Annotated in this window: 23 protein-coding genes and 1 tRNA gene; 6 read left to right on the forward strand and 18 right to left on the reverse strand. The window is 64.8% G+C overall.

Going from position 1 to position 26,524, the window contains the following annotated elements:
* The first annotated feature begins 165 nt into the window (after positions 1-165).
* Entirely contained in the window at positions 166-1,572 is a 1,407-nt protein-coding gene (locus NA2_RS02600) for an amidase (protein ID WP_008593848.1), read from the forward strand.
* A gap of 12 nt (positions 1,573-1,584) precedes the next feature.
* Positions 1,585-2,850, forward strand: coding sequence for an MFS transporter (locus NA2_RS02605; RefSeq protein ID WP_008593850.1), 1,266 nt, complete (start codon positions 1,585-1,587; stop codon positions 2,848-2,850).
* A gap of 388 nt (positions 2,851-3,238) precedes the next feature.
* Here the strand turns inward: NA2_RS02605 and NA2_RS02610 are convergent, their stop codons facing one another.
* The 3 genes from NA2_RS02610 to NA2_RS02620 all read right to left on the reverse strand — a co-directional run bounded on the left by NA2_RS02610 (position 3,239) and on the right by NA2_RS02620 (position 6,223).
* Positions 3,239-4,537 (reverse strand): dicarboxylate/amino acid:cation symporter, encoded by a 1,299-nt coding sequence (locus NA2_RS02610; protein WP_040676486.1) that lies wholly within the window; start codon positions 4,535-4,537, stop codon positions 3,239-3,241.
* A 157-nt stretch (positions 4,538-4,694) separates the two neighbouring features.
* The gene (locus tag NA2_RS02615; RefSeq protein ID WP_008593854.1) at positions 4,695-5,840 is read right to left on the reverse strand and encodes a threonine synthase; all 1,146 of its coding nucleotides are present in this window, start codon (positions 5,838-5,840) and stop codon (positions 4,695-4,697) included.
* Positions 5,837-6,223, reverse strand: a complete 387-nt coding sequence (locus NA2_RS02620) for a RidA family protein (protein WP_008593856.1) — start codon at positions 6,221-6,223, stop codon at positions 5,837-5,839. Before NA2_RS02620 ends, NA2_RS02615 begins: the two co-directional genes overlap by 4 nt.
* Positions 6,224-6,347: 124 nt before the next feature.
* On the opposite strand from NA2_RS02620, the gene NA2_RS02625 reads away from it, so the two are divergent.
* Positions 6,348-6,974 carry a helix-turn-helix transcriptional regulator gene (locus tag NA2_RS02625; RefSeq protein ID WP_192814156.1) on the forward strand — a complete coding sequence of 209 codons (627 nt, stop codon included), beginning with the start codon at positions 6,348-6,350 and terminating at the stop codon, positions 6,972-6,974.
* Between the two features lie 141 nt (positions 6,975-7,115).
* On the opposite strand, the gene NA2_RS02630 is transcribed toward NA2_RS02625, so the two are convergent.
* From NA2_RS02630 to fumC, 6 genes are all read right to left on the reverse strand, one after another.
* Positions 7,116-7,192: transfer RNA gene (locus NA2_RS02630), tRNA-Arg, on the reverse strand.
* Positions 7,193-7,359: 167 nt separating this feature from the next.
* Entirely contained in the window at positions 7,360-8,814 is a 1,455-nt protein-coding gene (locus NA2_RS02635; RefSeq protein WP_040676576.1) for a sensor histidine kinase, read from the reverse strand.
* A gap of 151 nt (positions 8,815-8,965) precedes the next feature.
* Positions 8,966-10,393, reverse strand: a complete 1,428-nt coding sequence (locus tag NA2_RS02640; RefSeq protein WP_008593866.1) for a dihydrolipoyl dehydrogenase family protein — start codon at positions 10,391-10,393, stop codon at positions 8,966-8,968.
* A gap of 74 nt (positions 10,394-10,467) precedes the next feature.
* The gene (locus NA2_RS02645) at positions 10,468-11,208 is read right to left on the reverse strand and encodes a TVP38/TMEM64 family protein (protein ID WP_040676578.1); all 741 of its coding nucleotides are present in this window, start codon (positions 11,206-11,208) and stop codon (positions 10,468-10,470) included.
* A gap of 248 nt (positions 11,209-11,456) precedes the next feature.
* A complete protein-coding gene (locus NA2_RS02650; protein WP_008593871.1) occupies positions 11,457-11,840 on the reverse strand; it encodes a DoxX family protein in 384 nt (127 codons plus the stop codon).
* A 156-nt stretch (positions 11,841-11,996) separates the two neighbouring features.
* Positions 11,997-13,388, reverse strand: a complete 1,392-nt coding sequence (gene fumC / locus NA2_RS02655; RefSeq protein ID WP_008593873.1) for a class II fumarate hydratase — start codon at positions 13,386-13,388, stop codon at positions 11,997-11,999.
* Between the two features lie 337 nt (positions 13,389-13,725).
* Here fumC and NA2_RS02660 point away from each other — a divergent pair, with 337 nt between their 5' ends.
* Positions 13,726-14,817 (forward strand): calcium:cation antiporter, encoded by a 1,092-nt coding sequence (locus NA2_RS02660; protein ID WP_040676580.1) that lies wholly within the window; start codon positions 13,726-13,728, stop codon positions 14,815-14,817.
* Positions 14,818-14,902: 85 nt separating this feature from the next.
* On the opposite strand, the gene groL is transcribed toward NA2_RS02660, so the two are convergent.
* The 3 genes from groL to NA2_RS02675 form a co-directional block, all read right to left on the reverse strand.
* Positions 14,903-16,549: a chaperonin GroEL gene (groL, locus tag NA2_RS02665; RefSeq protein ID WP_008593879.1), complete on the reverse strand. Its 1,647-nt coding sequence runs from the start codon at positions 16,547-16,549 to the stop codon at positions 14,903-14,905.
* 60 nt (positions 16,550-16,609) lie between these two features.
* The gene (groES, locus tag NA2_RS02670; RefSeq protein WP_008593881.1) at positions 16,610-16,906 is read right to left on the reverse strand and encodes a co-chaperone GroES; all 297 of its coding nucleotides are present in this window, start codon (positions 16,904-16,906) and stop codon (positions 16,610-16,612) included.
* A gap of 176 nt (positions 16,907-17,082) precedes the next feature.
* A complete protein-coding gene (locus NA2_RS02675) occupies positions 17,083-17,721 on the reverse strand; it encodes a DNA-3-methyladenine glycosylase I (protein ID WP_040676488.1) in 639 nt (212 codons plus the stop codon).
* Between the two features lie 267 nt (positions 17,722-17,988).
* On the opposite strand from NA2_RS02675, the gene NA2_RS02680 reads away from it, so the two are divergent.
* Positions 17,989-18,798: a L,D-transpeptidase gene (locus NA2_RS02680; RefSeq protein WP_008593885.1), complete on the forward strand. Its 810-nt coding sequence runs from the start codon at positions 17,989-17,991 to the stop codon at positions 18,796-18,798.
* A 170-nt stretch (positions 18,799-18,968) separates the two neighbouring features.
* Here NA2_RS02680 and glcF read toward each other — a convergent pair whose 3' ends face one another.
* The 6 genes from glcF to NA2_RS02710 all read right to left on the reverse strand — a co-directional run bounded on the left by glcF (position 18,969) and on the right by NA2_RS02710 (position 25,512).
* On the reverse strand, positions 18,969-20,297 hold the full coding sequence (gene glcF, locus NA2_RS02685) for a glycolate oxidase subunit GlcF (protein ID WP_008593887.1): 1,329 nt from the start codon (positions 20,295-20,297) through the stop codon (positions 18,969-18,971).
* 35 nt (positions 20,298-20,332) lie between these two features.
* Complete coding sequence (locus tag NA2_RS02690) at positions 20,333-20,713, reverse strand: DUF4870 family protein (protein ID WP_008593889.1); 381 nt, start codon at positions 20,711-20,713, stop codon at positions 20,333-20,335.
* A gap of 41 nt (positions 20,714-20,754) precedes the next feature.
* Complete coding sequence (locus NA2_RS02695) at positions 20,755-21,963, reverse strand: FAD-binding protein (protein ID WP_008593891.1); 1,209 nt, start codon at positions 21,961-21,963, stop codon at positions 20,755-20,757.
* On the reverse strand, positions 21,960-22,550 hold the full coding sequence (locus NA2_RS02700) for an ASCH domain-containing protein (RefSeq protein WP_008593893.1): 591 nt from the start codon (positions 22,548-22,550) through the stop codon (positions 21,960-21,962). The genes NA2_RS02695 and NA2_RS02700 overlap by 4 nt, the downstream gene beginning before the upstream one ends.
* 2 nt (positions 22,551-22,552) lie before the next feature.
* Entirely contained in the window at positions 22,553-24,049 is a 1,497-nt protein-coding gene (locus NA2_RS02705) for an FAD-linked oxidase C-terminal domain-containing protein (protein WP_008593895.1), read from the reverse strand.
* Positions 24,050-24,153: 104 nt separating this feature from the next.
* Complete coding sequence (locus tag NA2_RS02710; RefSeq protein ID WP_008593897.1) at positions 24,154-25,512, reverse strand: DUF3422 family protein; 1,359 nt, start codon at positions 25,510-25,512, stop codon at positions 24,154-24,156.
* Positions 25,513-25,725: 213 nt separating this feature from the next.
* Here NA2_RS02710 and NA2_RS02715 point away from each other — a divergent pair, with 213 nt between their 5' ends.
* Positions 25,726-26,514 (forward strand): FadR/GntR family transcriptional regulator, encoded by a 789-nt coding sequence (locus NA2_RS02715; protein ID WP_008593899.1) that lies wholly within the window; start codon positions 25,726-25,728, stop codon positions 26,512-26,514.
* Positions 26,515-26,524 lie beyond the last annotated feature (10 nt).

Genomic DNA, 26,524 nt, shown 5'->3' on the forward strand with positions numbered 1-26,524 from the left:
ATTTCTGGTTTGTGCCTCTGAATTTTATGAGCTCATTTATAGGAGTGCTTCTTCCCCGATGCCAGGTAAATTTAGCTCAGCTCATTCAAAAGTGACGACGATGGCGGTGGCCGCGCGCGATTGCATTTCGATGAGCCAAGCAGGATCCAAACAAGAGAGATCGACATGAACGTGCTGTCCACCGCCCCTCACTACCTTGAACTCTCCGAACTTGCCGCGCGCCTGAGGACAGGGACTGTGTCGCCGGTGGACGTCACGCACACGCTGCTTGAGCGCATCTCCCGGCTGGATCGTTCGCTGAACGCATACGCTCTTGTCACCGCGGATGATGCGCTCGCTCAGGCCGAGCTGGCGGAGGCGGAAATCAAGGACGGCCGCTATCGCGGACCGCTGCACGGCGTGCCGCTCGCGGTGAAGGACCTGTGCTGGGTTGAAGGTCATCCAACCGCGGCCGGAATGTCGATACACCGGGATTTTCGCCCCACCGAAAACGCAACCGTGGTGCAGCGCCTCAAGGAGGCCGGCGCCGTCATCCTCGGCAAGCTTCAGCTGACGGAAGGCGCCTATTCGGATCATCATCCATCCATCACCGCGCCGAAGAACCCCTGGAATCCGGACTATTGGCCCGGCATATCGTCGAGCGGTGCAGGCGCAGCGACGGCTGCGGGCCTCTGCTACGGCGCGGTCGCCTCCGATACCGGGGGATCGATCCGCTGGCCCTGCGCTGCAAACGGCCTGACAGGCCTGAAGCCGACCTGGGGCCGCGTCAGCCGCCACGGCGTTTTCGAGCTTGCAGCGACTTTGGATCATGTCGGCCCGATGGCACGCAGCGCGCGGGACTGCGCCCTGCTTCTGGCGGCAATCGCTGGCCCTGACCCAAACGACCCGACTGCGCTGTTTGATCCCGTGCCTGACTATGCCGCTCTGGCCGGTCGGGGGGTGGGCGCGCTGCGCGTTGGAGTTGATCCTGGCTGGAATGGCGATGATGTCGATCCAGCCGTCAAGGCGGTGCTCTCCGAGGCGGAGGACGTCTTTCGCTCGATGGGTGCCACGATCGTGGAGGTCACCTGTCCCGATGTGACGCAAGCAATCACCGATTGGACTCCCAATTGCGCGGTCGAGGCAGCAGTCGCTCACGAAGCAACCTATCCGCTGCGCAAATCGGAATACGGTCCTGTGTTGGCATCGGTCGTTGAAGACGGCCGCGCACTCTCCGGTACGGACTACCAGAAAATCCTGCTGCGGCGCTTGGATCTGCGAGGCAGGATGGCCGCCTTGTTCGGCACGATCGACCTCCTGCTTACGCCGGTGCATCCCTTCGGCCCACTCAGTCTCGAGACGATACAGACTCTCGGAACGCAGCCCGACCTCATCTTTAAGCTCCAGCGCTACACCTGCCCCTTCAACATGACCGGCAATCCCACGATCACGCTCCCTGGCGGCTACACTGATACCGGATTGCCGATCGCGTTCCAGTTGGTGACGGCGCATCTGGACGAGCCGACATTGCTTCGTGCCGGCGCGGCTTTCCAGGAGGTTACCACCTGGCATCGCCGTCACCCGACCGCCTGACGGACAGCCATCATGAGCAGCATATCCATCGGCTCCCGTTCCGGCATTTTCTACGGCTGGTTCGTCGTTGCCGCCGCTTTCACCGTAACCCTGCTTGGTTTCGGCAGTGCCTATACCTTCAGCGCCTTCTTCGAGCCGCTTCAAAGGGAGTTCTCGGCTTCAAGGGGCTCGACTTCGCTCGTGTTCTCGCTGGCCGGGTTTCTGTATTTCGGCATTGGTGTGGTTAGCGGGCCGCTCTCCGACCGGATTGGTTCACGCGCCCTGGCTGTCATCGGCATGGTCCTGCTCGGGGGCGGACTGGCCTTGGCGGGCGCAGCCCGCAGTTTAACGGAGGTCTATCTGGCATACGGTCTTGGCGTCGGGCTCGGCGTCGGGCTCTCCTACGTGCCGGTCCTCGGCACCGTGCAGCGTTGGTTTACGCGTCGTCGAGGCTTCGCATCGGGGATTGCCGTGAGCGGGATAGGCGTCGGAACGCTTGTCATGCCGCCGCTCGCATCCTGGCTGATTGGCCTTCTCGATTGGCGCACAAGCTACTTCCTGCTGGGCGGCCTCGCCGCGGCGATCGGCGCCGGTATGTCCTTCCTGATCATCGACGACCCTCGTGATCGCGGGGTCGCTCCGGATGGCGATCCCATCCTGTCCCGGCAGGATCCGACCCCGCCGCAGGGCGCGTCGATAGGCGATGCGGTCCGGTCGCCGCGTTTCATTGCGCTCTATGTCGCATGTCTGCTTTGCTCGTTCGGGGTGTTCGTTCCGTTCGCTCATCTCGTGCCCTATGCCCTTGATCACGGCATTCCGAAAGCTTCCGCTGTACTGATTTTTGGAGCAATCGGTGTCGGCAGCACCGCAGGGCGTTTCCTGCTCGGGGACTTGGCGGACCGGCTCGGGCGGCAGGCGTCGCTGTTGGTGATGTTTGTCGGCATGGCGCTCGCCATGGGTGTTTGGGCGCTATCGACACAGGCATGGCAGCTCACCATGTTCGCACTGGTGTACGGGCTCTTCTATGGCGGCTGGGTGGCGCTACTCCCGACCGTGGTGATGGATGATTTTGGCGGGCGAAACGTCAGCGGGATCATCGGGATCCTCTACACCAGCGTCGCATTTGGAACTCTGGCTGGTCCGAGCGCTGCCGGTCTCGCGTTTGATCTCACGCAAAGCTACACGCTGCCCCTCCTGGCAAGCGTGTGTGCCAACGTGGCAAGCGCCTGCATTGTCGCGGTCGCATATCGTTCTGTGATGTTCCGGAAGAAAGTGCCTTCGGACCGCCTGGACAGGTAATCGGCAGCATTGGTGGCTGCGCCCGGGATAGGTGGTGCCGACGAGCCCGCAATGAAACGGGCCGGGGCGTTTTTTGATGCCCGGATTTGCACGCACCCGCTTCCATCGACTACTGCGAAAAGACGAAGGATTGGCCTCGAGACCACAATGAGACTGGGCCTTGGTCGCGATTGGCTGCAGCGTTCCCGTCGCGTTACTAAACCCGGTGATGCAACCGCCCGTCATCTGAAGAGAGCCGGGAAAATCCGTCCTTGGGCAATCCAAAGCCCGGTCTCAACGCCAAAGGCCAGGTCATTGCATGACGAACCGCTCCGACGGTGCGGAGCGGTTCATGCGGTGGTTCGGTTTTTCATTCGCCGAGCTTAACAAATGAACCGGGTACAGTCTCTCAACTGCTTTCGAATTTCGGCGCTGCCAATACATGCGGTGTGTTGAAGGCGTCGAGATCGATCTCCCCCTCGGATTTCGCAACGAGAACGGTGCATGCGCAATCTCCCACCACGTTGAGCGTCGTGCGCGCCATATCGAGAATGCGGTCGATGCCCGCGATGATCGCTACGCCTTCCAAAGGCAGCCCGACTGAAGTCAGCACCATCGACAGCATGATGAGGCCGCCGCCCGGAACTCCGGCCGTGCCGATCGAGGCGAGTGTGGCAGCGCTCACGATCGTTAGGTAATCTGCGCCGGAAAGGGTCACGCCGAAGGCTTGCGCGACGAAAACCGCCGTCACGCCTTGGTAGAGGGCAGTGCCGTCCATGTTGATCGTCGCGCCGAGCGGCAGGGTGAAGCTTGCCACCGTATTCTTCACACCGAGATTGCGGGTCGCAGCCGCCATCGTTACCGGCAAAGTGCCTGCGCTTGACGTGCTGGTGAAGGCGACGATCGCGGGTTCGACAACTCCCTGGAAGAAGCGGGTGGGATTGAGCCGTGCCACGAAGGTTATCAGTCCGCCATAGACGACGACCGCATGGATGAGAGAGCCGACATAGACGGCAAGAATGATCAGGCCGAGCGGCAGGAGCAAATCGAACCCGTATGTGCCGGCAACCCAGGTCATCAGCGCGAAGACGCCATAGGGTGCAAAGGAGACCACGATTTCAGCGAGCTTCATTATGACGGCGTTGAGCGCATCGAAGAAGCTGCGGATCGGGCGCGCGACCTCGCCAGCGAGGTTGATGGCAAGGCCGAAAACGATCGCAAAGAAGATGATCTGCAGCACATTGCCGTCCGTGGCTGCTGAGACTGGATTGGTCGGAATGATACCGACGAGAAGTTCACCGAAGTGCGGCGGCTGCTTGGTTTCCGCAGTGGCATCGGCAACGAGTGCAACCCCGGCGCCTGGTTCAAACACAATGCCGAGCGCCAGGCCGATTGCGATGGCAAAAGCCGTGGTACCGAGATAGAAGGCGAGCGTTTTGACCCCGATGCGGCCCATGCGGCCGATCTCGGCGATCGAGGTCATGCCGCACACGAGCGAGACGAAAACCAGTGGCACGACAAGCATCTTGATTGCGGCAATGAACGCGCTGCCGATGAGCTTGATAGATCCTGCAATGGCAGCGTTGCCGCTCATGTTGAGGGCTACCCCGAGCGCTAGCCCAAGCACGAGCGCTAGAGCGATCTGCTTCCACAGAAGCATCCGTGTCCAGAACGAGAACGGGCCTGCTGCCCTTGTTTGTGTTGTCATCTGAATTCCTCCCTTTGTGACACCTCACGTTTTGATGGTGTTGACCCTCCCGCCTCCAGCCCACCGCAACAGGTACGAGCATCCCACGCCCGGCCGCCAAGCCAGGACATCATCGGTTAGCCTGTAGGATTGCGCGCAGCGGCGCAGACAGCGGCGGTCAGCCGAATTGTTCGGCGTAGAACTGCGTTGCCTTGAGGCCGGAGCCGGTCAGGATCACAACCGTCTCCTCGTCGCGCCCAATCCGGCTCATTTCAACGAGCTGCCGTAGCCCCGCTATCGAGTGGGCCGAGGTCGGCTCCGTGTAGAACCCCTTTGCAGCGAGGCGCTTCGCCGTGGAGATGATATCCGCCTCCGCCACAACGGCGCTATCACCTCCCGTTCCACGAATTGCGGCAATCATTTCGTCGATCCGGATGGGGTTGCGGATTGCCGTTCCCTCGGCAACGGTTGCCGAATATTCAGGTGCTCTGCCTCCCAGAAGATCTGGGTAGAGAGCATGGTGCACCGGACTGCAGTTCTCCGGCTGTGTGACGAATATTCGAGGCATCCGTGCGATCTCCCCCGCGGCGAGGAGTTCACTGAAGGCGATATGGCAGCCGAGCACGTTGCTTCCCGCTGCTGCCGGAATGACGATGTTGTCGGGCGCGCGGAAACCGAGATCCTCCCAAATCTCATAGCCAAGTGTCTTTGTGCCCTGCAGGAACATCGGATGCCAGTTGTGGCTGGCATAGTAGGAATGCTCAGCCTCCAGGATGGCGGCTGCCTCCGTGTCCTGCCGCGTACCGGGCACAAGCGTTACCCGGGCCCCGTAGGCGCGAAGCTGAGCAATCTTGGCGGGCTGGGTATAGTCCGGCACGAAGATTCCGACCGCCATGCCTGCGGCGGCGCCATAGGCGGCGATCGCTGCGCCACCGTTGCCGGAACTGTCTTCCACTACTGAGGTGATCCCGAGTGAGCGCAGATGGGAAATCAGCACCGATGCGCCGCGGTCTTTGAAGGAACCCGTCGGTGCGAACCATTCGAGCTTCAGGCGGCAGGTAAAACCGTCGATGTCGGCGGTGACGAGCGGCGTCATTCCTTCACCGAGCGAGACCGGCGCCGCAATCTTGACTGGCAACGCTGCAGCATAGCGCCAGATCGATCGAAGTTCCGTGCGGATATCGGTGCGACTGATCCCTCCGAGATCAGTGACCATGAATGGGTTCCCGTCCGGAGAGCGCCAGGCGAGCGTATCGATTCCGAAGAGCTTGCCGGTGCGCGGGTCGATGAAGGCAGGGGGTTGGGCGTGGGGCACAGTTTTCATCCTTTGACGGCGGCGATCAGTTCGATTTCGACATCGAAGCCGTGATGAAGGGCGGGAACCGGGATCACCGCGCGTGCTGGCCTGTGGTTGCCTACGAAGCGGGCATAGCGGGCATCGAAGCTTGTCCAGTTGGAAATGTCGGTCATGTAGATCGAGACCTTGACGATATCGGCGACCGTGGCGCCGGCTTTGCTGAGAATCGCGCCGGCATGGGCGAGCACGAGATCGACTTGCTCGTCGAATGGCCGCACGGCGAGAGTGTCGCCGTCTAGTGCCACGGGGAGGATGCCCGACAGGTACAGCGTGCCGCGATGGGCCGCGGCCTGGGAATAATGACCAAGCGGCAGTGCCGCCTCCGCAGTCTCGATCAGATCTATCGTCATTCGATTCCATTCCTTGTGCGCAGCAGCGGGAAATCTTCCCGTGGTGAGCCGTGCCTATTGACTGGATAAACAAAATGTCAAAAGCTGACTTAATGTCAATAACAAAATGTGGAAATTAGACAAAGTGTCAAAATTGCCCGAGCGTGACCTGATCCTTCGCGAGGCCGCCAAGATTGCAGATGCACTGGCGGAAACCTTCGCGCCGATCTGTGAGGTGGTGGTGCACGATCTGACCAATCCGTCGCATGCGATCGTCAAAATCGAAAACAACATTTCTGGAAGATCTGTCGGCGATCCGGCCACAGAACTCGGCCTGACCCGTATCGCCAAACCCGATTTTCCGGACAAGCTGGTGAATTACGCCAACAGGCTGAGCGACGGCCGGGTAGTCAAGAGCACTTCCATTGGATTGAGAGACGGAGCCAACCGTTATGTCGCGGCAATCTGCCTCAACGTTGATGTTTCCTACCTGAACGGAATGGCTGATTACATCAGGAACCTGACAGCGATTAAGGATGTAGAGGGCGTCTCCGAGCGCATTCAGGCACCGCGGTCCGACGACATCGTCAAATTCATCCGCGATTACGCGCTTGCCCGCAACAAAGATCCGAAATCGCTAAACACTGCTGAGAAGCGCGACTTGATGGCGGGATTGCAGGAAAGGGGGCTGATGTCGTTGAAAGGCTCAATCGACGAGGTCTCGAAGGTCCTCGGTACTTCGCGTAGCAGCATCTACTACTATGTCAAGTGAGACGTTTCAGGGGGCAATTCTATAATTGGCCGCCAGTTCGCGCCAATCCCCATCCCATCTATTGTCGTGATAACAGTGTGCTGGTCGCATGCTGTGGCACCCGCAGGCGACGGAGAAAATCGTTGGATTTCCGATGAGAAATGGCGCGCCCGAAAGGATTCGAACCTCTGACCCCCAGATTCGTAGTCTGGTGCTCTATCCAGCTGAGCTACGGGCGCCTGGTTGCCGGCAAAGGTCAACCGCGCCGACAGTGGATGACTGCCGACCGCGGTTACCTAACGAGTGACGAGCATAAATGCAAGCGCCCTGAAACGAAATTTCGCACATGCGCACAGGGACCCCGGCCGGTCGGGTTCCCTCGCGCAGTAGCCTGCTCCGTCGCGGGTCAGGCAGCCGCGACCTGGTCGGGGATGGTGATCGCAAACACGGTGTGCCCGCCGACGCTTTCCACCAGCTCCAGGTCGCCGCCATGCGCCCGCACGAGTTCCTGGGCGATCGCCAGGCCGAGGCCCGTGCCGCCGCTTTTGGCGGAGCCGCGAAACGGCGCGAAGAGGTTTTCGCGCGCCTTCTGCGGCAGGCCGGGACCGGTGTCGGTGACAAAGATGCGCGTCGTCTTGCCCTCGCGCTCGGCGGCGATGGTCAGCCGGCGGATGACGTTGGGATCCTTCTCGCCCGCCATGGCCTGGATGGCGTTGCGGCAGAGATTGGCGAGCACCCGGAAGAGCTGCTCCGAATCGGCGTCGATCTCCAGCTCAGGCTCCACCGCGTTGACGAAGCCGATGCCGCCATCCGCGTCGAGCGGCAGGATGCTCTGCACGTCGTCGACGATCTGCCGCAGCCTGAGCCGCCGCCGCCGGGGAGCGGCCTCCTGCGTGCGGCCATAGGTGAGCACCCCCTCGGAATAGGTGACTGCCCTGTCGAGCGCGCGCAGAAGGCGCGGCGCCAAAGATTTCACGGCGGGATCGTCGATCATGCTCAGCCGGTCGGACATCAGATGCGCCGAGGCGAGCATGTTGCGCATGTCGTGGTTGATCTTCGATACGGCAAGGCCGAGATCGGCAAGCCGCTTCTGCTCGCCGAGCGTCTTCTGCAGCGCCGCCTGCATGCGCGCCAGCTCATGCTCGGCCACGCCGATCTCGTCGCCGCGTCGCTCCGGCGTGATCACGCGGCGCGGGTCGTCAGGCCCCGCCGAAAAGGACAGCATCGAGCGGGTCATGGCACGGATCGGCCGGATCATGATGCGGTTGATGGCGTAGAAGACCAGCGTTGCCGTGAACAGCGAGATGATCAGGGAGAGCAGGGCGACATTGCGCGCATAGACCAGCATGGCGTTGCGCAGGCCGGCGTCGGGGATGAGGATCTCGAACACCTTGCCGCTGTCGCCGACAGTCCCGAAAATGCGGAAGACACGGTCGCCGCCGAAGAACAGCGTCCCGAAGGTCTCGGCGATCGCCGCCATGGGCGTCATCGTGTCGAGATCGACATGCGCGTCGACCTGCGGCGGCATGTCGGAGATGACGAGGATGCGGGAGATGTCGGCGTCGCGCACGGCGATCGCCTTGACCCCCGTCGCCATCAGCACCTCGTCCCGCACGGTGGGAGCGAGGCTCTCGTTCCCGCCCTCCATCAACACGACGCTGACCGCCGCCGCATTGGTGAGCCGCTGCATCATCCACTGCATGCCGAAATTGGCGACGGACGGGATGAAGATCAACACCTCGGCGATCAGGACGAACAGGATGGTCAGGACCAGCAGCTTGGTGGACAGCCCGCGCGTCAGCGGAACCGAGCCGGTAATGGTCGGCCCGTCATCCGTCTCGCCCGCTGTTCTCTCTGCCATCGTCTGCTGCCTTTCGCGACCGCGCGCCCGATGGCGGGCAGCCATCGGCGCAGGCTATAGCGTTTTGCCGTCAGGTGGAATCACCTGACGTCCGCATAAACGCGGAAAAACAGAGAGATAGGCGCTCCGGGGATCGATCTTGGCGCAGGCGTCAGCCGAAACGGCGCAGGAAGCGCACCAGCCGGCGCACCAGCGGCTTGCGGGGGGCTTCCGAATAATAGGTGATCGCGGCGCGCTTGCCGATCTCCGTCATGGTCGGATAGGGCGCGACATAGCCGGCGACGTCGCGCACGCCGAGCTTCTGCGAAACGGCGAGCGCCCAGAAATTGATCATCTCGCCGGCGTCCGCGCCGACGATCGATGCGCCGAGGATGCGGCCCTTGCGATCGGTGACGAGCTTGATCAGGCCGCCGGTCTTACGCTCCGCCTGGGCGCGGTCGTTCTCCGCATAGGGCCAGCGCAGCACGCTGACATTCCGGTGGCTCTTGCGCGCCTCGACCTCGGTCAGGCCGACATGGGCGATCTCGGGCTCGGTGAAGGTCGCCCACGGGATGATCGCGCGGTTCTCCCTTGCGGGCAGGCGGAACAGGAGCGCGCGCACCACCAGCCCCGCATGATAGCCCGCCACATGGGTGAACTGAAGGCCGCCCGCCACGTCGCCTATGGCGTAGACGCGCCGGTTGCTGGTGCGCAGCTTGTCGGAAACGGCAATCCCCTTGCGGTCGTGCGCGATGCCCGCCTTGTCCAGATCGAGTGCGGCGAGGTTCGGCGTCCGCCCCGCGGCCACCAGAAGATGCGTGCCGTCGATCGTCTCGGCGCCGGCGGCGCTCTCGACGGAGACCCGCACGCCCGAACGTCCGTGTTTCTCGACATGCGTCACCTTGGTCTGTTCCCGAATGACGACGCCCTCGGCGCGGATCCGTTCCAGGGCGAGAGCGGTCAGCTCCGGATCGTCCTTGCCGAGCGCCGCTGCGGCCTCGATGACTGTGACCGCGGACCCGAGCCGCCGGTGCGCCTGCGCCAGCTCGATGCCGATCGGCCCGCCGCCGATGACGATCAGGTGGCCGGGCAGGCGGGTCTGCTCGAAGATGCTTTCGTTGGTCAGGTAGGGCACCGTGTCGATGCCGGGAATCGGCGGAATGAAGGGAGAGGAACCGGTGGCGACGACAAAACGGCGGGCGCGGATCGTCCGGTCTCCCGCCACCACGGTCCGGCGGTCGATGAAGCGCGCCTCTTCCTGGATGACTTCTACGCCGAGGCTGGTGAAGCGCTCGACGGAATCGTTCGGCGCAATCGCCGCGATGGTCTGCTGGACGTGTTTCATCACGGCGCGGAAATCCACATCCGCCGTGGCGGGCGCAACGCCGAAGCCGCCGCCCTGACCCATCAGATGCGCCTGCCTGCCGGCGGCGATGAGCGCTTTCGAGGGCACGCAGCCGTAGTTGAGGCAGTCGCCTCCCATCTTGCCCTTCTCGATGAGCACGACAGGCACGCCGAAGGCCGCGGCCGCGGCCGCCACCGTCAGACCGCCGGAGCCGGCGCCGATGACGCAGATGTCGGGAGTGAGTGTGGTGCTCATTGCATGCTCTCGGATGTTGAACTGGGGAGACTATAGCATTCCGGGATCAGGCGGCGTCCGCGCCGAAGCGATCCCTATGCACTGCGGCGCAGCTTCTTCAGGACGATCGGGATCAGCGCCACCACGGCGAGCGCCGCGAAGGCGATTGTCAGCTGCGGCGTGACGAGATCGGCAAGCGTCACCGCCCGTCCCGACTGCGCCGCGGCTGTCAGGACGCTGTCCAGCCCGTAGCCGAGATAGGCATAGGCGAAGGTTCCGGGCAGGATGCCGATGAAGGTCGCCAGCGCATAGGTGCCGAGCCTGACATTGAACAGGGCAGGGGCGATGTTGACCACCCAGAAGGGGAAGATCGGCGCCAGCCGCAACACCAGGAGATAGCCGAACGCGTCGTCCTCGAAGCCCCTGGCCATCTGCGACACCCGGCCGCCGAGGCGACGGGAGAGGACGTCGCCCAGCGCGGTGCGCGCCGCAATGAAAAGCGCCGAGGCGCCGGCGGTGGCCGCGACCGCCACCACCGCGCCGCCCACGAGCCAGCCGAACAGGAAGCCGGCGAACAGCGTCAGGACGGACGCGGCCGGGAAGGAGAAGGCCACGGCGAGCGCATAGAGAACGGCGAAGCCCGCCGGCGCGAGGACCGGATTGGCGGCCACATGGGCGCGCAGCGCATCGCGGCTTTCGGCCAGAAAGGTGAGCGAGAGATAGTGGTGCAGCCCCAGCGCGTAGCCGGCAATCAGACCGCCGAGCACGATGACGATCGGCAATGCGCGCCAAGCTAATCGGCGCCGTCCCGCCGGATTGTTCCTGTCAGAAGACATCTGCATCGCCGTCATGTGGTTCGACCTCGTGCCGAAACGCCCCTTGTTCCGTCCATGACGGTCTAAATGCGCCCTGCCTTCGCCCGGCGCAATGCCGCAGCGGCCGTCTCACCGCGTTTTGAGGCCGCGCCGCGGCTCGATCAACCATCCGTGAAGGCCAGCGCGAAGACGCAGATCGCGCCGGCGCATGCAAAAAGGCCCGCTCGAAAGCGGGCCTTCTCGAAGCGCTCGGATGTACCGGAAATGCTTTATGTCTTGCTGCGCTCGACGGAGAGGGCGCCGGGGCCGAAGGCTGCTAGAACCAGAAGCCCACCGGCCATCGCCAGGTTCTTCATGAACTGGATGCTCTGCATCTGGTCCGCGAAGTCGAAATGCGCGACCACGGCGGAGGCGACGCAGAACAGCGCCAGGAGCAGCGCGGCGATGCGGGTCTGGAAGCCGACGAGGACGGCAAGGCCGCCGATCAGCTCGAGCAATGCAACGACCCAGGCCGTGATCATCGGCATCGGCAGGCCGACGGAGCCGAAATAGCCGGCGGTTCCGCCGATATTGGTCACTTTGCCGAAGCCGGAGACGATGAAGATGATCGAGATCAGAACACGACCGAGAAGAACAAGCGTGCTTGCAGGCATTGGGATATCCCCCTGTGAGAAAAGGTGCGCCCCTATACACGAAAACATTGTACGGGAGAACAAGTCCAGTGTTTACGCTGTGTTCTTAAATCGAAGACAATCAGAGCAGGTTTGCCGGCCGGGTTACCGGCCGGAACCTGCGGGTTGCTGCACACCCTATGCGGGCGAAATCATCTTCTCCGGCCGCACGAGGCGGTCGTAATCCTCTTCCGAGACCAGGCCGCTCTTCAGCGCCTCCTCGCGCAGCGTGGTGCCGTTCTTGTGCGCCGCCTTGGCGATCGCCGCAGCGTTGTCGTAGCCGATGGCCGGCGCGAGCGCCGTGACCAGCATCAGCGAGCGCTGCATCAGGTCCGCGATGCGGGTCTCGTCCGCCTCGATGCCCTTGACGCAATTGTCGGCGAAGGAGCGCATGGCGTCCGCCAGGATGCGGATCGACTGGAGCACGGCGTTGGCGATGACGGGCTTGAACACGTTCAGCTCGAAATGACCCTGGCTGGCGGCGATGCTGACGGTCGTCTGATTGCCCATCACCTGCGTCGCCACCATGGTCAGCGCCTCGGCCTGGGTCGGGTTGACCTTGCCGGGCATGATCGAGGACCCGGGCTCGTTCTCCGGCAGCTTCAGCTCGCCGAGGCCCGAGCGCGGGCCGGAGCCGAGGAAGCGGATGTCGTTGGCGATCTTGAACAGGTCGCCGGCGAGCGCGTTCAGCACGCCGTGGAAGGCGTTCAGCGCCCCGTGGCTGGCCAGCGCCTCGAACTTGTTGTCCGCCGTGCGGAAGGGCAGGCCGGTGATCGCCGCGACGCGGGCCGCGAAATCCTTGTCGAAGCCGGCCGGTGCGTTGAGGCCGGTGCCGACGGCGGTGCCGCCCTGCGCCAGGGCATGAACGTCATGCAGCGTATCCTCGATCCGCTTGGCGCCGAGCTGGAGCGCGGCCACATAGCCGGAAAATTCCTGGCCGAGCGTCAGGGGCGTGGCGTCCTGCGTGTGCGTGCGGCCGATCTTGACGATCCCGTCGAACGCCTTCGCCTTCTCTTCGAGCGCATCCGTCAGGTAGGCGAGCGCCGGCAGAAGGTCCGCGGCGGCCTCGCGCCCGGCCGCGATGTGCATCGCCGTCGGGAAGGTGTCGTTGGAGGACTGGCCCATGTTGACGTGGTCGTTCGGATGAACCGGCTTCTTCGAACCCATCGTGCCGCCGAGCAGTTCGATGGCCCGGTTCGAGATCACCTCGTTGGCGTTCATGTTCGACTGCGTGCCCGAACCGGTTTGCCAGACGGCCAGCGGGAAGTGATCGTCGAGCTTGCCTTCGACCACCTCGCTGGCCGCGGCGACCATCGCCTCGCCGAGCTTCGCGTCGAGCTTGCCCGACTTGATGTTCACCTCCGCGGCCGCCTGCTTGACGATGCCCAGCGCCCGCACCAGCGGCACGGGCATCTTCTCCGTCCCGATCTTGAAGTTCGACAGGGAGCGCTGTGTCTGGGCGCCCCAATAGCGGTCCGCGGCAACTTCCAGCGGGCCGAAGGTATCGGTCTCGGTACGGGTGTTGGACATGCGATAGTGCTCCATTGTCAATTCCTGCGCCGGGGTGGTCGTCACACAGGGATCCCCGAGCCGCGCCGCCGTTTAATGGCGCGCGCGGGGGGATTTGGCAATGGGGAAGACCGATGCTGTTCCAGCGTCCCGCCGGCACCCGACCTGTTGCGGGCCGCGCGGCAGGGCGATGCGCCGGCCGCCTGCGCCACGGCAGTGTCGACGAAAAGCAGAAAAGAATGCTGTTCATTGTTATGCTGCAGAAGTTGAGTGCAGCCGGATTAGCTGATTGGAATTGTCTCTTTTTTGATGATTTTACCCGGAACCTTGCATGGGTTCCGGTGAAGGGGAGCGTTTCATGCACCATACCATCCTGCCGCCATGGCGCGCATCGATCCCGCCGCTTGCCGCGGCCCTGCTGGTCCTTGCCGTCCATGCCGATCTGCTGGACGTGCGTGCGCCGCTGCTCCTGGTCCTGGCAGGCGTTCTGCTTGTCGCCAGCGTTTTCTCCGCCGTCCATTTCGCCGAAACCGTCTCGCACCGCGTCGGCCAGCCCTTCGGTTCGATCGTGCTGGCGCTTGCCGTGACCGTCATCGAGGTGGCGCTGATCGTCTCGATGATGCTGTCGCCGTCCGAGGGCGATACGACGGTCGCGCGCGACACCGTCTTCGCCACGGTCATGCTGGTGCTGAACGGCGTCGTCGGGCTTTGCCTGCTGGTCGGCGGCCTTCGGCACAGGGAGCAGTCGTTCCAGAGCCATGGCGCGGCGGCGGCGTTCGGCGTTCTCGGCACGCTTGCCACGCTGACGCTGATCCTGCCGAACTTCACCCTCGCCGTGGAAGGGCCGCACTATTCCACGGTCCAACTGGCATTCGTCACCGTGGTGTCGCTGATCCTCTACGGCACCTTCCTGTTCGTGCAGACGGTCCGCCACCGCGGCGACTTCCTCGACATCGTCACGACCGAAGAAGCGGGTGGCCATCCCGTCCCGACGAATGGAGAGGCGGCGATTGGCGGCGTCTTCCTCGTCGTGTCGCTGCTGATGGTCATTCTTCTCGCTGAGATGCTGGCGCCCAGCGTCGAGGCGGGCGTTGCCGGCATCGGGTTCGCCGAGGCGTTCGTCGGCGTCATCATCGCTGCCGTCATCCTCCTGCCTGAGGGAATGACGGCGCTCCGCGCCGCTGCGTCCAACCGGTTGCAGACCAGCCTGAACGTGGCGACGGGCTCGGCGCTCGCCAGCATCGGCCTGTCGATCCCGGCCATCGCCGCCGTCTCGTTCCTGATGGGCCGGCCGATCACGCTGGGCCTCGAGCGCGAGCACATCGTGCTGCTCGTCCTGTCCCTTTTCGTCGGGACGCTCACGCTGGCGACGGGCCGAACCACCATCATGCAGGGCGCGGTGCATCTGGTGATCTTCGGCTGCTTCGTCCTGCTCGCAGCCGTGCCCTGACAACGGGCGTGAACCGCCGTTCCAAAGAAGAAGGGCGCCCCTCGCGGAGCGCCCTTCCTTTATTCTCAAGCGGTGATGGCTTGGCTTAGAAGCCCATGCCACCCATGCCGCCCATGCCGCCCATGTCGCCGCCGGGCATGGCCGGAGCGTCCTTCTTGGGCAGCTCGGCAACCATCGCCTCGGTGGTGATCAGCAGGCCGGCGACCGAAGCCGCGTCCTGCAGGGCGGTGCGCACGACCTTCATCGGGTCGACGATGCCCATGGCGATCATGTCACCATACTCACCCGTCTGGGCGTTGTAGCCGAAGGTGACGGCCTTCTCGTCGAGGATCTTGCCGACCACGACCGATGCTTCCGCGCCGGCATTGGTCGAGATCTGGCGAGCCGGGGCCTGCACGGCGCGGCGGACGATGTTGACGCCGGCGTCCTGGTCGGCGTTCTCGCCCTTGGCGCTGATCGCCTGCGAGGCGCGCAGAAGCGCGGTGCCGCCGCCGGGAACGATGCCTTCTTCAACGGCAGCGCGGGTCGCGTTCAGGGCGTCGTCGACGCGGTCCTTGCGCTCCTTCACCTCGATCTCGGTCGAGCCGCCGACGCGGATCACGGCGACGCCGCCGGCGAGCTTGGCAAGGCGTTCCTGCAGCTTCTCGCGGTCGTAGTCGGACGTGGTCTCGTCGATCTGCTGCTTGATCTGGGCGACGCGGCCCTCGATCTCGCCCTTCTGGCCGGCGCCGTCGACGATGGTCGTGTTCTCTTTCGAGATCGAGACCTTCTTCGCACGGCCGAGCATCTCGAGCGTGACGTTCTCAAGCTTGATGCCGAGGTCTTCGGAGATCACCTGGCCGCCGGTGAGGATCGCGATGTCCTCGAGCATGGCCTTGCGGCGGTCGCCGAAGCCCGGAGCCTTGACGGCGGCGATCTTCAGGCCGCCACGCAGCTTGTTGACGACGAGCGTGGCCAGAGCCTCGCCTTCGACGTCCTCGGCGATGATGAGGAGCGGCTTGGACGACTGAACGACCGATTCCAGGACCGGCAGCATGGCCTGCAGGTTGGACAGCTTCTTCTCGTGGAGAAGGATGTAGGCGTCCTCGAGGTCCGCAACCATCTTTTCCGGATTGGTCACGAAGTAGGGCGACAGGTAGCCGCGGTCGAACTGCATGCCTTCGACGACTTCCAGCTCGGTCTCGGCAGTCTTGGCTTCCTCGACGGTGATGACGCCTTCATTGCCGACCTTCTGCATCGCCTCGGCGATCATCTGGCCGATTTCCTTCTCGCCATTGGCGGAGATGGTGCCGACCTGGGCAACCTCGTCGGAGGTGTTGATCTTCTTGGCGGCCTTGGTGAGGTAGGCGACGACGTCGTCGACGGCCTTGTCGATGCCGCGCTTCAGGTCCATCGGGTTCATGCCGGCGGCAACTGCCTTGGCACCTTCCTGGACGATGGCCTGGGCCAGAACCGTCGCGGTCGTCGTGCCGTCACCGGCGATGTCGTTGGTCTTCGAAGCGACTTCGCGGACCATCTGGGCGCCCATGTTCTCGAACTTGTCTTCCAGTTCGATTTCCTTGGCGACCGTGACGCCGTCCTTGGTGATGCGCGGGGCGCCGAAGGACTTGTCGAGAACGACGTTGCGGCCCTTCGGGCCAAGCGTCACCTTCACCGCGTCGGCGAGGATGTTGACGCCGCGCAGCATGCGCTCACGCGCGTCGCGGGAGAACTTTACTTCTTTTGCAGCCATGTTTCTCTAGCTCCTGAGCTTCCTGGAAGCTCTGTTACCGTTTCGATCTGGTGGCGATGATCAGCCGATGATGCCCATGATGTCGGATTCCTTCATGATCAGGAGATCCTCGCCATTGAGCTTGACTTCGGTGCCGGACCACTTGCCGAACAGCACCCGGTCGCCGGCCTTGACGTCCAGCGGAACGAGCTTGCCCGCTTCGTCGCGCGCGCCGGAACCAACGGCGATGATTTCGCCTTCCTGCGGCTTCTCTTTAGCGGTGTCGGGGATGATGATGCCGCCAGCCGTCTTTGCTTCGGATTCGACCCGGCGTACGACCACGCGGTCATGGAGCGGGCGAAAATTCGTGTTGGCCATGTTCTGAACCCTTGATTCGGATGATGAATTAGGCTTTCCCTCCGTCCGGCGACGCCGGACGTCGATTAGCACTCTCTCAGAGTGAGTGCTAACGCGGCTTTGAGATAGTCACGCCCCTCATGCGAGTCAAGTTTTTCCGGACAGGTTTGTGATCGCCCGCCCCGGTCGGCCGCGAGTCAGGACGGACGGCGCAGGGCCTTGCGCAGGTCCTCGACCTTGGCGCGGCAGGCGCAGCCCTCGATGTGGTCGTTGACGAGGCCCATCGCCTGCATGAACGCATAGACCGTGGTCGGCCCGACGAAGGACCAGCCCCGCTTCTTCAGGTCCTTGGAGATGCGCGTCGAGATTTCCGTCTTCGGATTGGCGATCAGCGTTGGATAGTCGACCGGGTCCGGGCGCTCGTGCGGCTGCGGCTCTTGGCGCCAGAAATAGGCGGCCAGCGAACCCTCTTTTTCGCACAGCTCGATGGCGCGCTGCGCGTTGTTGATGGTCGAGCGGATCTTGCCGCCATGCCGCACGATGCCCGGATTGCCGAGCAGCCCTTCCACGTCCTTCTCGGTGAAGCGCGCGACCTTCTCGAAATCGAAACCGGCGAAGGCTTCGCGGAAATTCTCCCGCTTGCGCAGGATGGTCAGCCAGGAGAGGCCGGACTGGAACCCCTCCAGGCACAATTTCTCGAACAGGCGATGGTCGTCGGTGACCGGGCGTCCCCATTCATCGTCGTGATAGGCCAGATAGTCCGGCAGGACGCCTGGCCAGAAGCAGCGCGTCAATCCATCCGAGCCGACGATCAATCCGGTCTTTTGCTCACTCATTCGCTCGAAAATCCTTGGTTAATGGGCAATCAGGCCGATTTAGCGATACGTTCACCAGCTTTCTGAACCGGACGGTAACCACGCCAAATGGTTTTCGCCGAACATTGCATTTTATGAAAACGGATTCACCATTCGGTTGCAGCTGTCCGGCAGCATCCTGACATGGACCGCATCTAAAGGGCGAGTTCCTGCCATCGCCACCCGGTTCCTGAAAGGAGCCCCCGGCGAGGCCGAGTGATCGTGATGAGCAACAGAGAGTGAAGTCTCATGAAGTCGATGACGTATGCCGCCGGCATTGCCGCCGCGCTGCTGATCTCCTGGGGGGCCCATGCCCAGGACCGTTACGTGGAGCCACCGCCGGTTCTCGTAAGTCCTGACCTGTCCGCCCCATGGGTGATGCAGTTGCGCCGTGGGCAGGCACCGGCCGCGACGCAGCATCGCCAGGGACAGGTTCAGGAATACCGCGTCTATCAGCAGGCGAGGGGGCGGACCCGCCAATCCCTTGGGCGCCCGCGCGTCCAGCAGGACTATCGGGCGAACCGCCGGGCCGTCGCGCCAGTTCAGCAGGTTCAGCCCGCCGCCTACAATGCGGTGCCGAGCGACCGTTCCTGGAGCATGAGCGACCCGAAATGGCTGCCGCAGGTGGTCGCCTATGACGGCAAGCATGCGCCGGGGACGATCATCGTCGACACCAGCCAGCGGTTCCTGTTCCTCGTCCTGAAGGACGGCCAGGCGCGGCGCTACGGCGTCGGCGTCGGCAAGGAAGGGTTCGGCTGGACCGGAACGGAGAAGATTTCGCAGAAGCGCGAATGGCCCGACTGGCGCCCGCCGGCGGAGATGATCGCCCGCGAGAAGGCCAAGGGCCGCATCCTGCCCGCGCACATGAAGGGCGGACCCGCCAATCCGCTGGGCGCCCGCGCGCTCTATCTCGGTTCGACGCTCTATCGCATTCACGGCACCAATGCGCCCTGGACCATCGGCCGCGCCGTGTCGTCAGGCTGCATCCGGATGCGCAACGAGGATGTGATGGACCTCTACAACCGCGTGCCGGTCGGCGCGAAGGTGGTGGTCATCTAGAGCATTCCTGCGGTCAGGTGGAAGCACCTGACGTCCGCATGAATGCGGAGAAGCACAGAGCAGGGACCCCTCCGAGAGGTGGGGCCTGTCCGAATGGGGGAAGCCCGGCTGGGGACCGCCGGGCGTGTGGAGAAGGGTGGCGCTTGGGGGAGCGCCACCCTTTTTCCGTTCTATTCGGCGGCCACCATTTCCAGCGCGGCGACGTCCGGAAGACCTGCCGGCTTCGGTCCGCCATAGGCCCAGTCGAGCAGCGCGACCGTATGCACGATGGGCATGTCCGTTCCCGTGCCGATCTGCGTCATGCAGCCGATGTTGCCCGTGGCGATCACCGCAGCGCCCGTCGCCTCGATATTGGCCACCTTGCGCTTGCGCAGCTTCGCCGCGATCTCCGGCTGGAGGATGTTGTAGGTGCCGGCCGAACCGCAGCACAGATGCCCTTCGCGCGGCTCGCGCACGGTGAACCCGGCCTGTTTCAACAGCGTACGCGGCTCGCGTGTGATCTTCTGGCCATGCTGCATGGAGCACGCCGAGTGATAGGCGACGGTGAGGCCGGGGGCGATGGCCGGTGCGGGCAGGTCGAGCGTCGCGAGATACTCGGTGACGTCCTTCGCCAGGGTCGAGATGCGCACAGCCTTCTCCGCATAGCCGGGATCGAGCCGCAGCATGTGGCCGTAATCCTTGACGGTGGTGCCGCAGCCGGACGCCGTGACGATGATCGCATCCAGCCCGCCCGCATCGATCTCGCGCGTCCACGCATCGACATTGCGCCGTGCGGCGGATAGGGCGTCCTCCTCCCGTCCCATATGGTGCACCAGCGCGCCGCAGCAGCCTTCGCCGGCGGGGTTCTGCACCACCTCCACGCCGAGGCGCGCGAGCAGGCGCGCGGTGGTGGCGTTGATGCCGGGATCGAGCACGGACTGGGCGCAGCCGGTGAGGAGGGCGACGCGCCCGCGCCTTGCGCCCTCCGCGGCGATCGGCTCCGCGGGGCGGGCGGCGGGGATGCGTGACGGCGCGAGGTCCAGCATCGCCGCGAATGGCGCAAGTGCCGCGACCCTGCGCAGAAGCGGCGCAAGGGGGCGCCCGAACCGGGCCAGCCTGAGTGCTGTGCGAAAGCGCCCGGGATAGGGCAGGACCTGCGCCAGGACGGAGCGGGTCAGCCGGTCGATCAGCGGCCGGCGATAGGTCTTCTCGATATGCGCGCGGGCATGGTCGACCAGATGCATGTAGTCGACGCCCGAAGGGCATGTGGTCGTGCAGGCGAGACAGGACAGGCAGCGATCGACATGGGTGACGATCTCCTTGTCCGCCGGACGGCCGTTCTCCAGCATGTCCTTGATCAGGTAGATGCGCCCGCGCGGGCTGTCGAGCTCGTTGCCGAGCGTCACATAGGTCGGACAGGTCGCCGTGCAGAAGCCGCAATGCACGCATTTGCGCAGGATCGCTTCCGCTTCCGCCACGCGCGGATCGGCAAGCTGTTGGGGCGTGAATGTGGTCTGCACGGTGTCCTGTCTTCTTGGTGGGTAAGGTTGTGACCCTAGATAAGCCAGCTCTCGGGATTCTTGATCGGCTCGCTGCGGCCGACCGCCTGCAGGCCGATGACGCAGCGCACCACCACCCAGATGGCGACGGCGATCATCAGCAGGAAGCCGATACCGACGACCATCAGCAGTGCGGAGACGAAGGCGAACAGCAGCGCCATCCAGAAGGTGCGGATCGCCCATGTGTAATGGGTTTCGACCCAGCCGCCGGCCTTGCCGCGGTTCATGTAGGCGATGACGACGCCGACAAGCGCCGAGATGCCGATGACGAAGCCCACCAGATACAGGATGTAGATTACCTGGATGTTGGTCGGCCCGGGATCGAGCCAGCCATCGGTCTTCCGGCCCTGGGTCGGTTGCGGTTCCATTTCGCTCATGATTTTGGCCTCCGGTTTGCTCGCGGCAATCTATCACAGCGTCATGCGAATGCCATGCGGCCGGGGTTGAGGATGCCCTTCGGGTCGAATTGTTCCTTCAGGCGGGCCGAGAGCGCGGCGAGCGGAGCCGGCTGCGGCTGGAACACCGGCGTCGCGGCCCGCACGGCAAGCGGCGCGCGCACCAGCGTGGCGTGGCCGCCGCCGAAATGGGCGATCGCCCCGCGCAGCGTCTCGGCCTCGGGATCGGCTTCCATGCGCAGCCAGATCAGGCCGCCCTGCCAGTCGTAATAGGCATTGGCGCCCGCCGCGCGGCGGAAGGCATCGACCATAAGGTGGCCCTCGGACGGCGCCATCGACACCCGCCAGACCGGCGCGGATGAGCCGTCGGCGAAGGGATGGCAGTCGCGGATCTCGCGCCACAGGCGGCGGGATGCGGGTTCGTCCAGTGTTTCCGCCGTGCCGAACGGTTTCAGGAGCCGGTTCAGGAGATCGATGCGATAGGCGACGGACGGGCCAAAACCCTCGACCCGCAGCACGGTTCGCGCGCCGCCCTTGAGAGCGCCATCGATGAACCGGCCGGCAACCCCCTCGGGCAGATGCGCCGCGCCCGAAACCTCGCCGCTCGAACCCATGGCCCCGGCCATCGCTGCGCTCGCCTGTCCATCGTCGAGGCCGGTGAGGACGAGACTGGTTTCGGTCTCGGCCGCCGGCAGGACCTTGAACGTCACGTCGGTGGTGACGGCGAGCGTGCCCCAGGACCCCGCCAGCCCCTTGGACAGGTCGTAGCCGGTCACGTTCTTCACCACGCGCCCGCCCGACTTGAAGGTCTCGCCGCGCCCCGAAACGGCATGGACGCCGAGCACATGGTCGCGCGCCGCGCCCGCCCTGATGCGGCGCGGGCCGGCAAGATTGGCCGAAAGCAGGCCGCCGATCGTGCCGCGTCCGGCCGCGCCGCCGAGCAGCGGGCCGTAGTTCATCGGCTCGAAGGCGAGCTCCTGATTGCGGGCGGCAAGTGCGGCCTCGATCTCGGCGAGCGGCGTTCCCGCCCGGGCCGAAAGTACAAGCTCCTCCGGCTCGTAGAGCGTGATCCCGGCTAGCTTCGAGAGATCGAGCGCGTGTCCGGTTTGCGTCGGCTGGCCGATGCCACGCTTCGAGCCGTGGCCGATGACCTCCAGCGGCGTTTCCTCGGAGACGGCCCACTGGATGGCGTCGAGCACGTCGCGCGCGGAAGAGGGCGTGAAAACGGTCAACTCCGGTCACCTCCAAGAAGGCGCAGGGCTTTCTCGCCGCGCGGCGACAGGCGGTAGCCGGTGTCCAGGCTTTCCGTCAGTCCGAGTTCCTTCAGCTTGCGCACATCGCGCTTGAATTTCAGTTTTTCTACCCCGAGGCCTTCGGCCAGGAGCGCAGCCGCGCTCGCCGGCGCTTCGGCGATCCGCGCCAGGATGCCGAGGTGGTACCCTTCGGAGCCGGCGGCGGCATCCCATCGCGCAAGGCGCTGCGCGAGCGCGGCGAGGGCATCGGCGTCGAGCTCATCGTCTTGGCGCAGGGAAACCCGCCCATCGGCTTCGATGCCGTCAATGTCGATGCGGTAGAGGCTCCGCTCGGCGCCATCGCGCAGATCATCTTTCAGCGCTGCCAGGGAGGGAAAGCCTGCATTCTTGGCCATGGGTTCGTCGAGCTGGGTTTCGGCAACCGGAGCAACGCCGGAAATGCGCACCACCCCCAGCGCCGTGCGCAGGCGCGAGCCGGCCATGATGGTCGGCTTCTTCCAGCGGCGGAAGGCGAGGGTGATCTCGCCACTTGCGATTCCCTCGAGAACGGCCCGCTTGAACTGCACGCTCAGAACCTCTCCAGTTCCGGAAACGGCACCTGGCCGCGATGGATGTGCATGCGGCCGAGTTCGGCGCAGCGGTGCAGTTGCGGAAACACCTTTCCGGGGTTGAGCAGATGGTTCGGGTCGAAGGCGCATTTGACGCGGATCTGCTGGTTGAGGTCGTCCTCCGTGAACATCTCCGGCATCAGGTCGCGCTTCTCGACGCCGACGCCATGTTCGCCCGTCAGCACCCCGCCGACCTCGACGCAGAGCCGCAATATGTCGGCGCCGAAGGCTTCCGCGTTCTCGAGCTCCCCCGGCCTGTTGGCGTCGTAGAGGATCAGCGGGTGCAGGTTCCCGTCGCCGGCATGGAACACATTGGCGACGCGCAGGCCGTACTTCTCCGACAGCGCCCGCATGCCGGCGAGCACCCGCGGCAGCTCCTTGCGCGGGATGGTGCCGTCCATGCAGTAATAGTCGGGCGAGATGCGCCCGACGGCCGGGAAGGCCGCCTTACGCCCGGCCCAGAAGACGGCGCGTTCCTCGTCGGAGGTCGAGGCGCGGCTGGTGGTGGCGCCGTTGCTCCGGGCAATCGCCTCCACCCGGCCGATCAGATGGTCCACCTCGGCGCCCGGACCGTCCAGCTCGACGATCAGCAGGGCCTCCACGTCGAGCGGGTAGCCCGCATGGACGAAGTCTTCCGCCGCGCGGATCGCCGGGCCGTCCATCATCTCCATGCCGCCGGGAATGATGCCCGCGCCGATGATCTCGGCCACGCAATGGCCCGCTTCCTCGCTGGAGGGAAAGCCGATCAGCAGCGCACGGGCGGTTTCCGGCTTCTGCAGGATGCGCACCGTCACCTCGGTGACGACGCCGAGCAGGCCTTCCGAGCCGGTCATCAGGCCGAGCAGGTCGTAGCCCTCGGCGTCCAGATGCTTGCCGCCGAGCCGGATCACGTCGCCGTTCATCAGCACCATTTCGATGCCGAGCACGTTGTTGGCCGTCAGCCCGTATTTCAGGCAGTGCACACCGCCGGAGTTTTCAGCGACATTGCCGCCGATGGAGCAGGCGATCTGCGACGACGGGTCCGGCGCGTAGTAAAAACCTTCCTGCTCGACGGCGTGGGTGATGCCGAGATTGGTGACGCCCGGCTGGGCGACCACGGCGCGGTTGGCGTAGTCGATATCGAGAACGCGGTTGAAACGGCTCATCACCAGCAGGACAGCGTCCTCCAGCGGCAGCGCGCCGCCCGACAGCGAGGTGCCGGAGCCGCGCGGCACGACGCGGATATCGCGCTGATGGCAATATTTGAGGATGCGCGCCACTTGGGCCGTGGTCTCCGGCAGCACCACGACCAGCGGCAGCTGGCGGTAGGCCGTCAGCCCGTCGCTCTCGAAGGCGCGCATCGCGTTCTCCGCATCGACAACGCCTTCGCCGGGCACGATGATGCGCATGTCGGCGACGATGTCGGCGCGCTTCTTCAGGGTAGCCGCATTGGCTTTCGGCATGATCGGGCCGGACATGCGCGTTCCTCCACTGGTCCAATCTATTTACCAGTGTGTTTCCAGTCCTGCAAATGCTGCTCGGGAAAGGCCCCTGCGTCAATCCGCCTCGGGCGAGGCGATTGCTATTCCATGCCCGCATCTTCCCTGGCGTGGCCACGGCGGATGCGGCGAACCAGCAGCCAGATGCACAGGACCGCGACAGGCACCGCCGCGGCGGTGATCGTCTCGGCGGAAATGCCCGGCAGGCCGTGGCCGGCGCCCTTGGCGACGTAGCCGACGAGACCGACCACATAGTAGGAAATGGCCGCAACCGACAGACCCTCGACGGTCTGCTGCAGACGCAGTTGCAGCTTGGCGCGGCGGTTCATCGAGGCGAGCAGATCCCGGTTCTGGCGCTCCACCTCGACATCCACCCAGCTCCTGAGCAGGTTGGCGGCGCGCGTCAGCTTGCGCGAGAGGTTCGCCTGCCGTTCCTCGACGGAGCGGCAGGTGCGCATGGCCGGCGCCACGCGCCGCTGCAGGAAGGCGGCCCATGTCTCGTAGCCGGAAACCGCGGCCTCGTTCAGCGTCTCCAGCCGCTCCTCGACAATCCCGTGATAGGCGCGGCTGGCGCCGAAGCGGTAGAGGCTGGCGGCGGCGTCTGCCTCCAGCCCGGCGGCGAGTTCGGTCAGTTCGGAGAGCAGCGCCTGGCTGTCATGCTGGTCGCGCTTGCGCATCCGCGCCGTCAGCACCGCCAGCTGGTCCTCCATCCGGCGCAGGCGCGGCGACAGGGACTGGGCCAGCGGCAGTCCCAGCATGGCGAGCGTGCGGTAGGTCTCGATGTCGATGAGGCGCTGCGAAAGCGCGCCGATGCGCGCCGGCGACAGGCCGTTCTCCAGGATCAGGATGCGCGTCAGCCCGTCGCCATCCTGGCGGAAATCGGTGGCGACGGCAGCCCGGCCGCCCTCGACCACTGAATAGCCGAGGCTCGCCGGATCGAAGGCTGCGATCAGCCGCTCGGTTGCCGCCGACCATTTGCGGATCTCCACGCGGGTGCCGGAAATCGCCGTGCCCGGCGGGCTGAAACCGTTGCCGAAGGGCGATTCCTCCAGCGGCTTGCCGTTGCGCGGTGAGAGGGGGCAGTCCCATTGATAGCTGGAGAACTCCGTGTGCCGCTCCCAGCGCAGCGTGCCCTTGCCCCAGCGCATTGCATGGTGGCGGGCATGCCCCTGCGGCGCGGCCACGCCCAGCCGCCGCGACAGGTCCGCCAGCACCGCCTGGTCGACCACCGAGCCGCCCTCGGTCATGAAGGAGAGCTGTACGATCAGGCGCGGCGCCTCCAGCAGGGCATGCGGCCGCGCATGCACCTCGCCCAGCGCGCCGGCACGCCCTTCATGGGCGGGGAAGCCGAGCACGGTGCCCGTTACCAACGTGTTGAGCGCCGCGCCGGCATCATCGACATCCTGCCGCGCGTCTTTGTCTTCGGTGCTCTTCTGGTCCATTGGCCTTGCCGTCTGCCTCGGAAGCGTCCGCAGACAACTATGCTCCGGCCTTGCCCGGCAGCGCAATGTGCCGGGCCTCTCGGAGATTTGTCGCATGATTGGACAAGGAAATTGACCAGTTGCGTCCGGTGGCGCTATTCTGTCGTGAAGGCCGGGGGCTGTCCCGGCATGCAATGCGCAATCGAAACAGAGCGCAATCGAAACAGCGGGCCGGTGAAGACAGTCTTTTCCAGAATTGCGCACGGGCGCACCGCCGATGGCGTCGTTCGGCAGATCGAGACACTGATTCTCGAAGGCGTGCTGCGCGATGGCGACCGGCTGCCCGGCGAGCGCGAACTGGCGCGCCAGCTCGACGTCTCGCGCCCGATCCTGCGCGATGCGCTGAAGGCGCTGGAGGAGCGCGGCCTGATCCTGACACGCCATGGCGGCGGCACCTATGTGGCCGACGTGATTGGCCAGGTCTTCTCGCCGCCGGTCAGCGCACTGATCGCCTCGCATCGCAAGGCGACCGCCGACTATCTGGAGTACCGGCGCGAGATCGAGGCCATCGCCGCCGAATATGCCGCCCGCCGCGCCACGCCCGAGGACCTCGTGCTGCTCGAGGCGATCATGGAGCGCATGAACGCCGCCCACGCTGCAGAGGATTTCGAGGCCGAGGCCGCCAGCGACATCGAGTTCCACAACGCCATCGTCGAATGCGCGCACAACATCGTGCTGCTGCACACGCTGCGCGCCTGCTATCGTCTCCTGTCGGATGGCGTCTTCCTCAACAGGACGCGCATCTATGCGATGCCCGATGCGCGCAACACGCTGCTCGGCCAGCACCGGGCGATCTACGATGCCGTCGTCGCCGGCGATCCCGCGGCCGCGCGTGCAGCGGCGATCGCCCATATCGATTTCGTCGAAAAGGCAACGTTCGAGGCCGAGCGCTCCGGGGACTGGCAGCGCATCGCGCGCCTGCGGCTCAACCAGCGTGGCGGAACGGAACCATTACAGCCATGAGGATGCGCCA

This window comes from Nitratireductor pacificus pht-3B (assembly GCF_000300335.1).
Lineage (GTDB): Bacteria > Pseudomonadota > Alphaproteobacteria > Rhizobiales > Rhizobiaceae > Nitratireductor > Nitratireductor pacificus.

What these genes read in the sequence shown, in the direction of transcription:
- NA2_RS02600 (WP_008593848.1), top strand. Translation starts at nt 166, where the DNA reads ATGAACGTGCTGTCCACCGCCCCTCACTACCTTGAACTCTCCGAACTT.
- NA2_RS02605 (WP_008593850.1), top strand. Translation starts at nt 1,585, where the DNA reads ATGAGCAGCATATCCATCGGCTCCCGTTCCGGCATTTTCTACGGCTGG.
- NA2_RS02610 (WP_040676486.1), bottom strand. Translation starts at nt 4,537, where the DNA reads ATGACAACACAAACAAGGGCAGCAGGCCCGTTCTCGTTCTGGACACGG.
- NA2_RS02615 (WP_008593854.1), bottom strand. Translation starts at nt 5,840, where the DNA reads ATGAAAACTGTGCCCCACGCCCAACCCCCTGCCTTCATCGACCCGCGC.
- NA2_RS02620 (WP_008593856.1), bottom strand. Translation starts at nt 6,223, where the DNA reads ATGACGATAGATCTGATCGAGACTGCGGAGGCGGCACTGCCGCTTGGT.
- NA2_RS02635 (WP_040676576.1), bottom strand. Translation starts at nt 8,814, where the DNA reads ATGGCAGAGAGAACAGCGGGCGAGACGGATGACGGGCCGACCATTACC.
- NA2_RS02640 (WP_008593866.1), bottom strand. Translation starts at nt 10,393, where the DNA reads ATGAGCACCACACTCACTCCCGACATCTGCGTCATCGGCGCCGGCTCC.
- NA2_RS02645 (WP_040676578.1), bottom strand. Translation starts at nt 11,208, where the DNA reads ATGTCTTCTGACAGGAACAATCCGGCGGGACGGCGCCGATTAGCTTGG.
- NA2_RS02650 (WP_008593871.1), bottom strand. Translation starts at nt 11,840, where the DNA reads ATGCCTGCAAGCACGCTTGTTCTTCTCGGTCGTGTTCTGATCTCGATC.
- fumC (WP_008593873.1), bottom strand. Translation starts at nt 13,388, where the DNA reads ATGTCCAACACCCGTACCGAGACCGATACCTTCGGCCCGCTGGAAGTT.
- NA2_RS02660 (WP_040676580.1), top strand. Translation starts at nt 13,726, where the DNA reads ATGCACCATACCATCCTGCCGCCATGGCGCGCATCGATCCCGCCGCTT.
- groL (WP_008593879.1), bottom strand. Translation starts at nt 16,549, where the DNA reads ATGGCTGCAAAAGAAGTAAAGTTCTCCCGCGACGCGCGTGAGCGCATG.
- groES (WP_008593881.1), bottom strand. Translation starts at nt 16,906, where the DNA reads ATGGCCAACACGAATTTTCGCCCGCTCCATGACCGCGTGGTCGTACGC.
- NA2_RS02675 (WP_040676488.1), bottom strand. Translation starts at nt 17,721, where the DNA reads ATGAGTGAGCAAAAGACCGGATTGATCGTCGGCTCGGATGGATTGACG.
- NA2_RS02680 (WP_008593885.1), top strand. Translation starts at nt 17,989, where the DNA reads ATGAAGTCGATGACGTATGCCGCCGGCATTGCCGCCGCGCTGCTGATC.
- NA2_RS02690 (WP_008593889.1), bottom strand. Translation starts at nt 20,713, where the DNA reads ATGAGCGAAATGGAACCGCAACCGACCCAGGGCCGGAAGACCGATGGC.
- NA2_RS02705 (WP_008593895.1), bottom strand. Translation starts at nt 24,049, where the DNA reads ATGTCCGGCCCGATCATGCCGAAAGCCAATGCGGCTACCCTGAAGAAG.
- NA2_RS02710 (WP_008593897.1), bottom strand. Translation starts at nt 25,512, where the DNA reads ATGGACCAGAAGAGCACCGAAGACAAAGACGCGCGGCAGGATGTCGAT.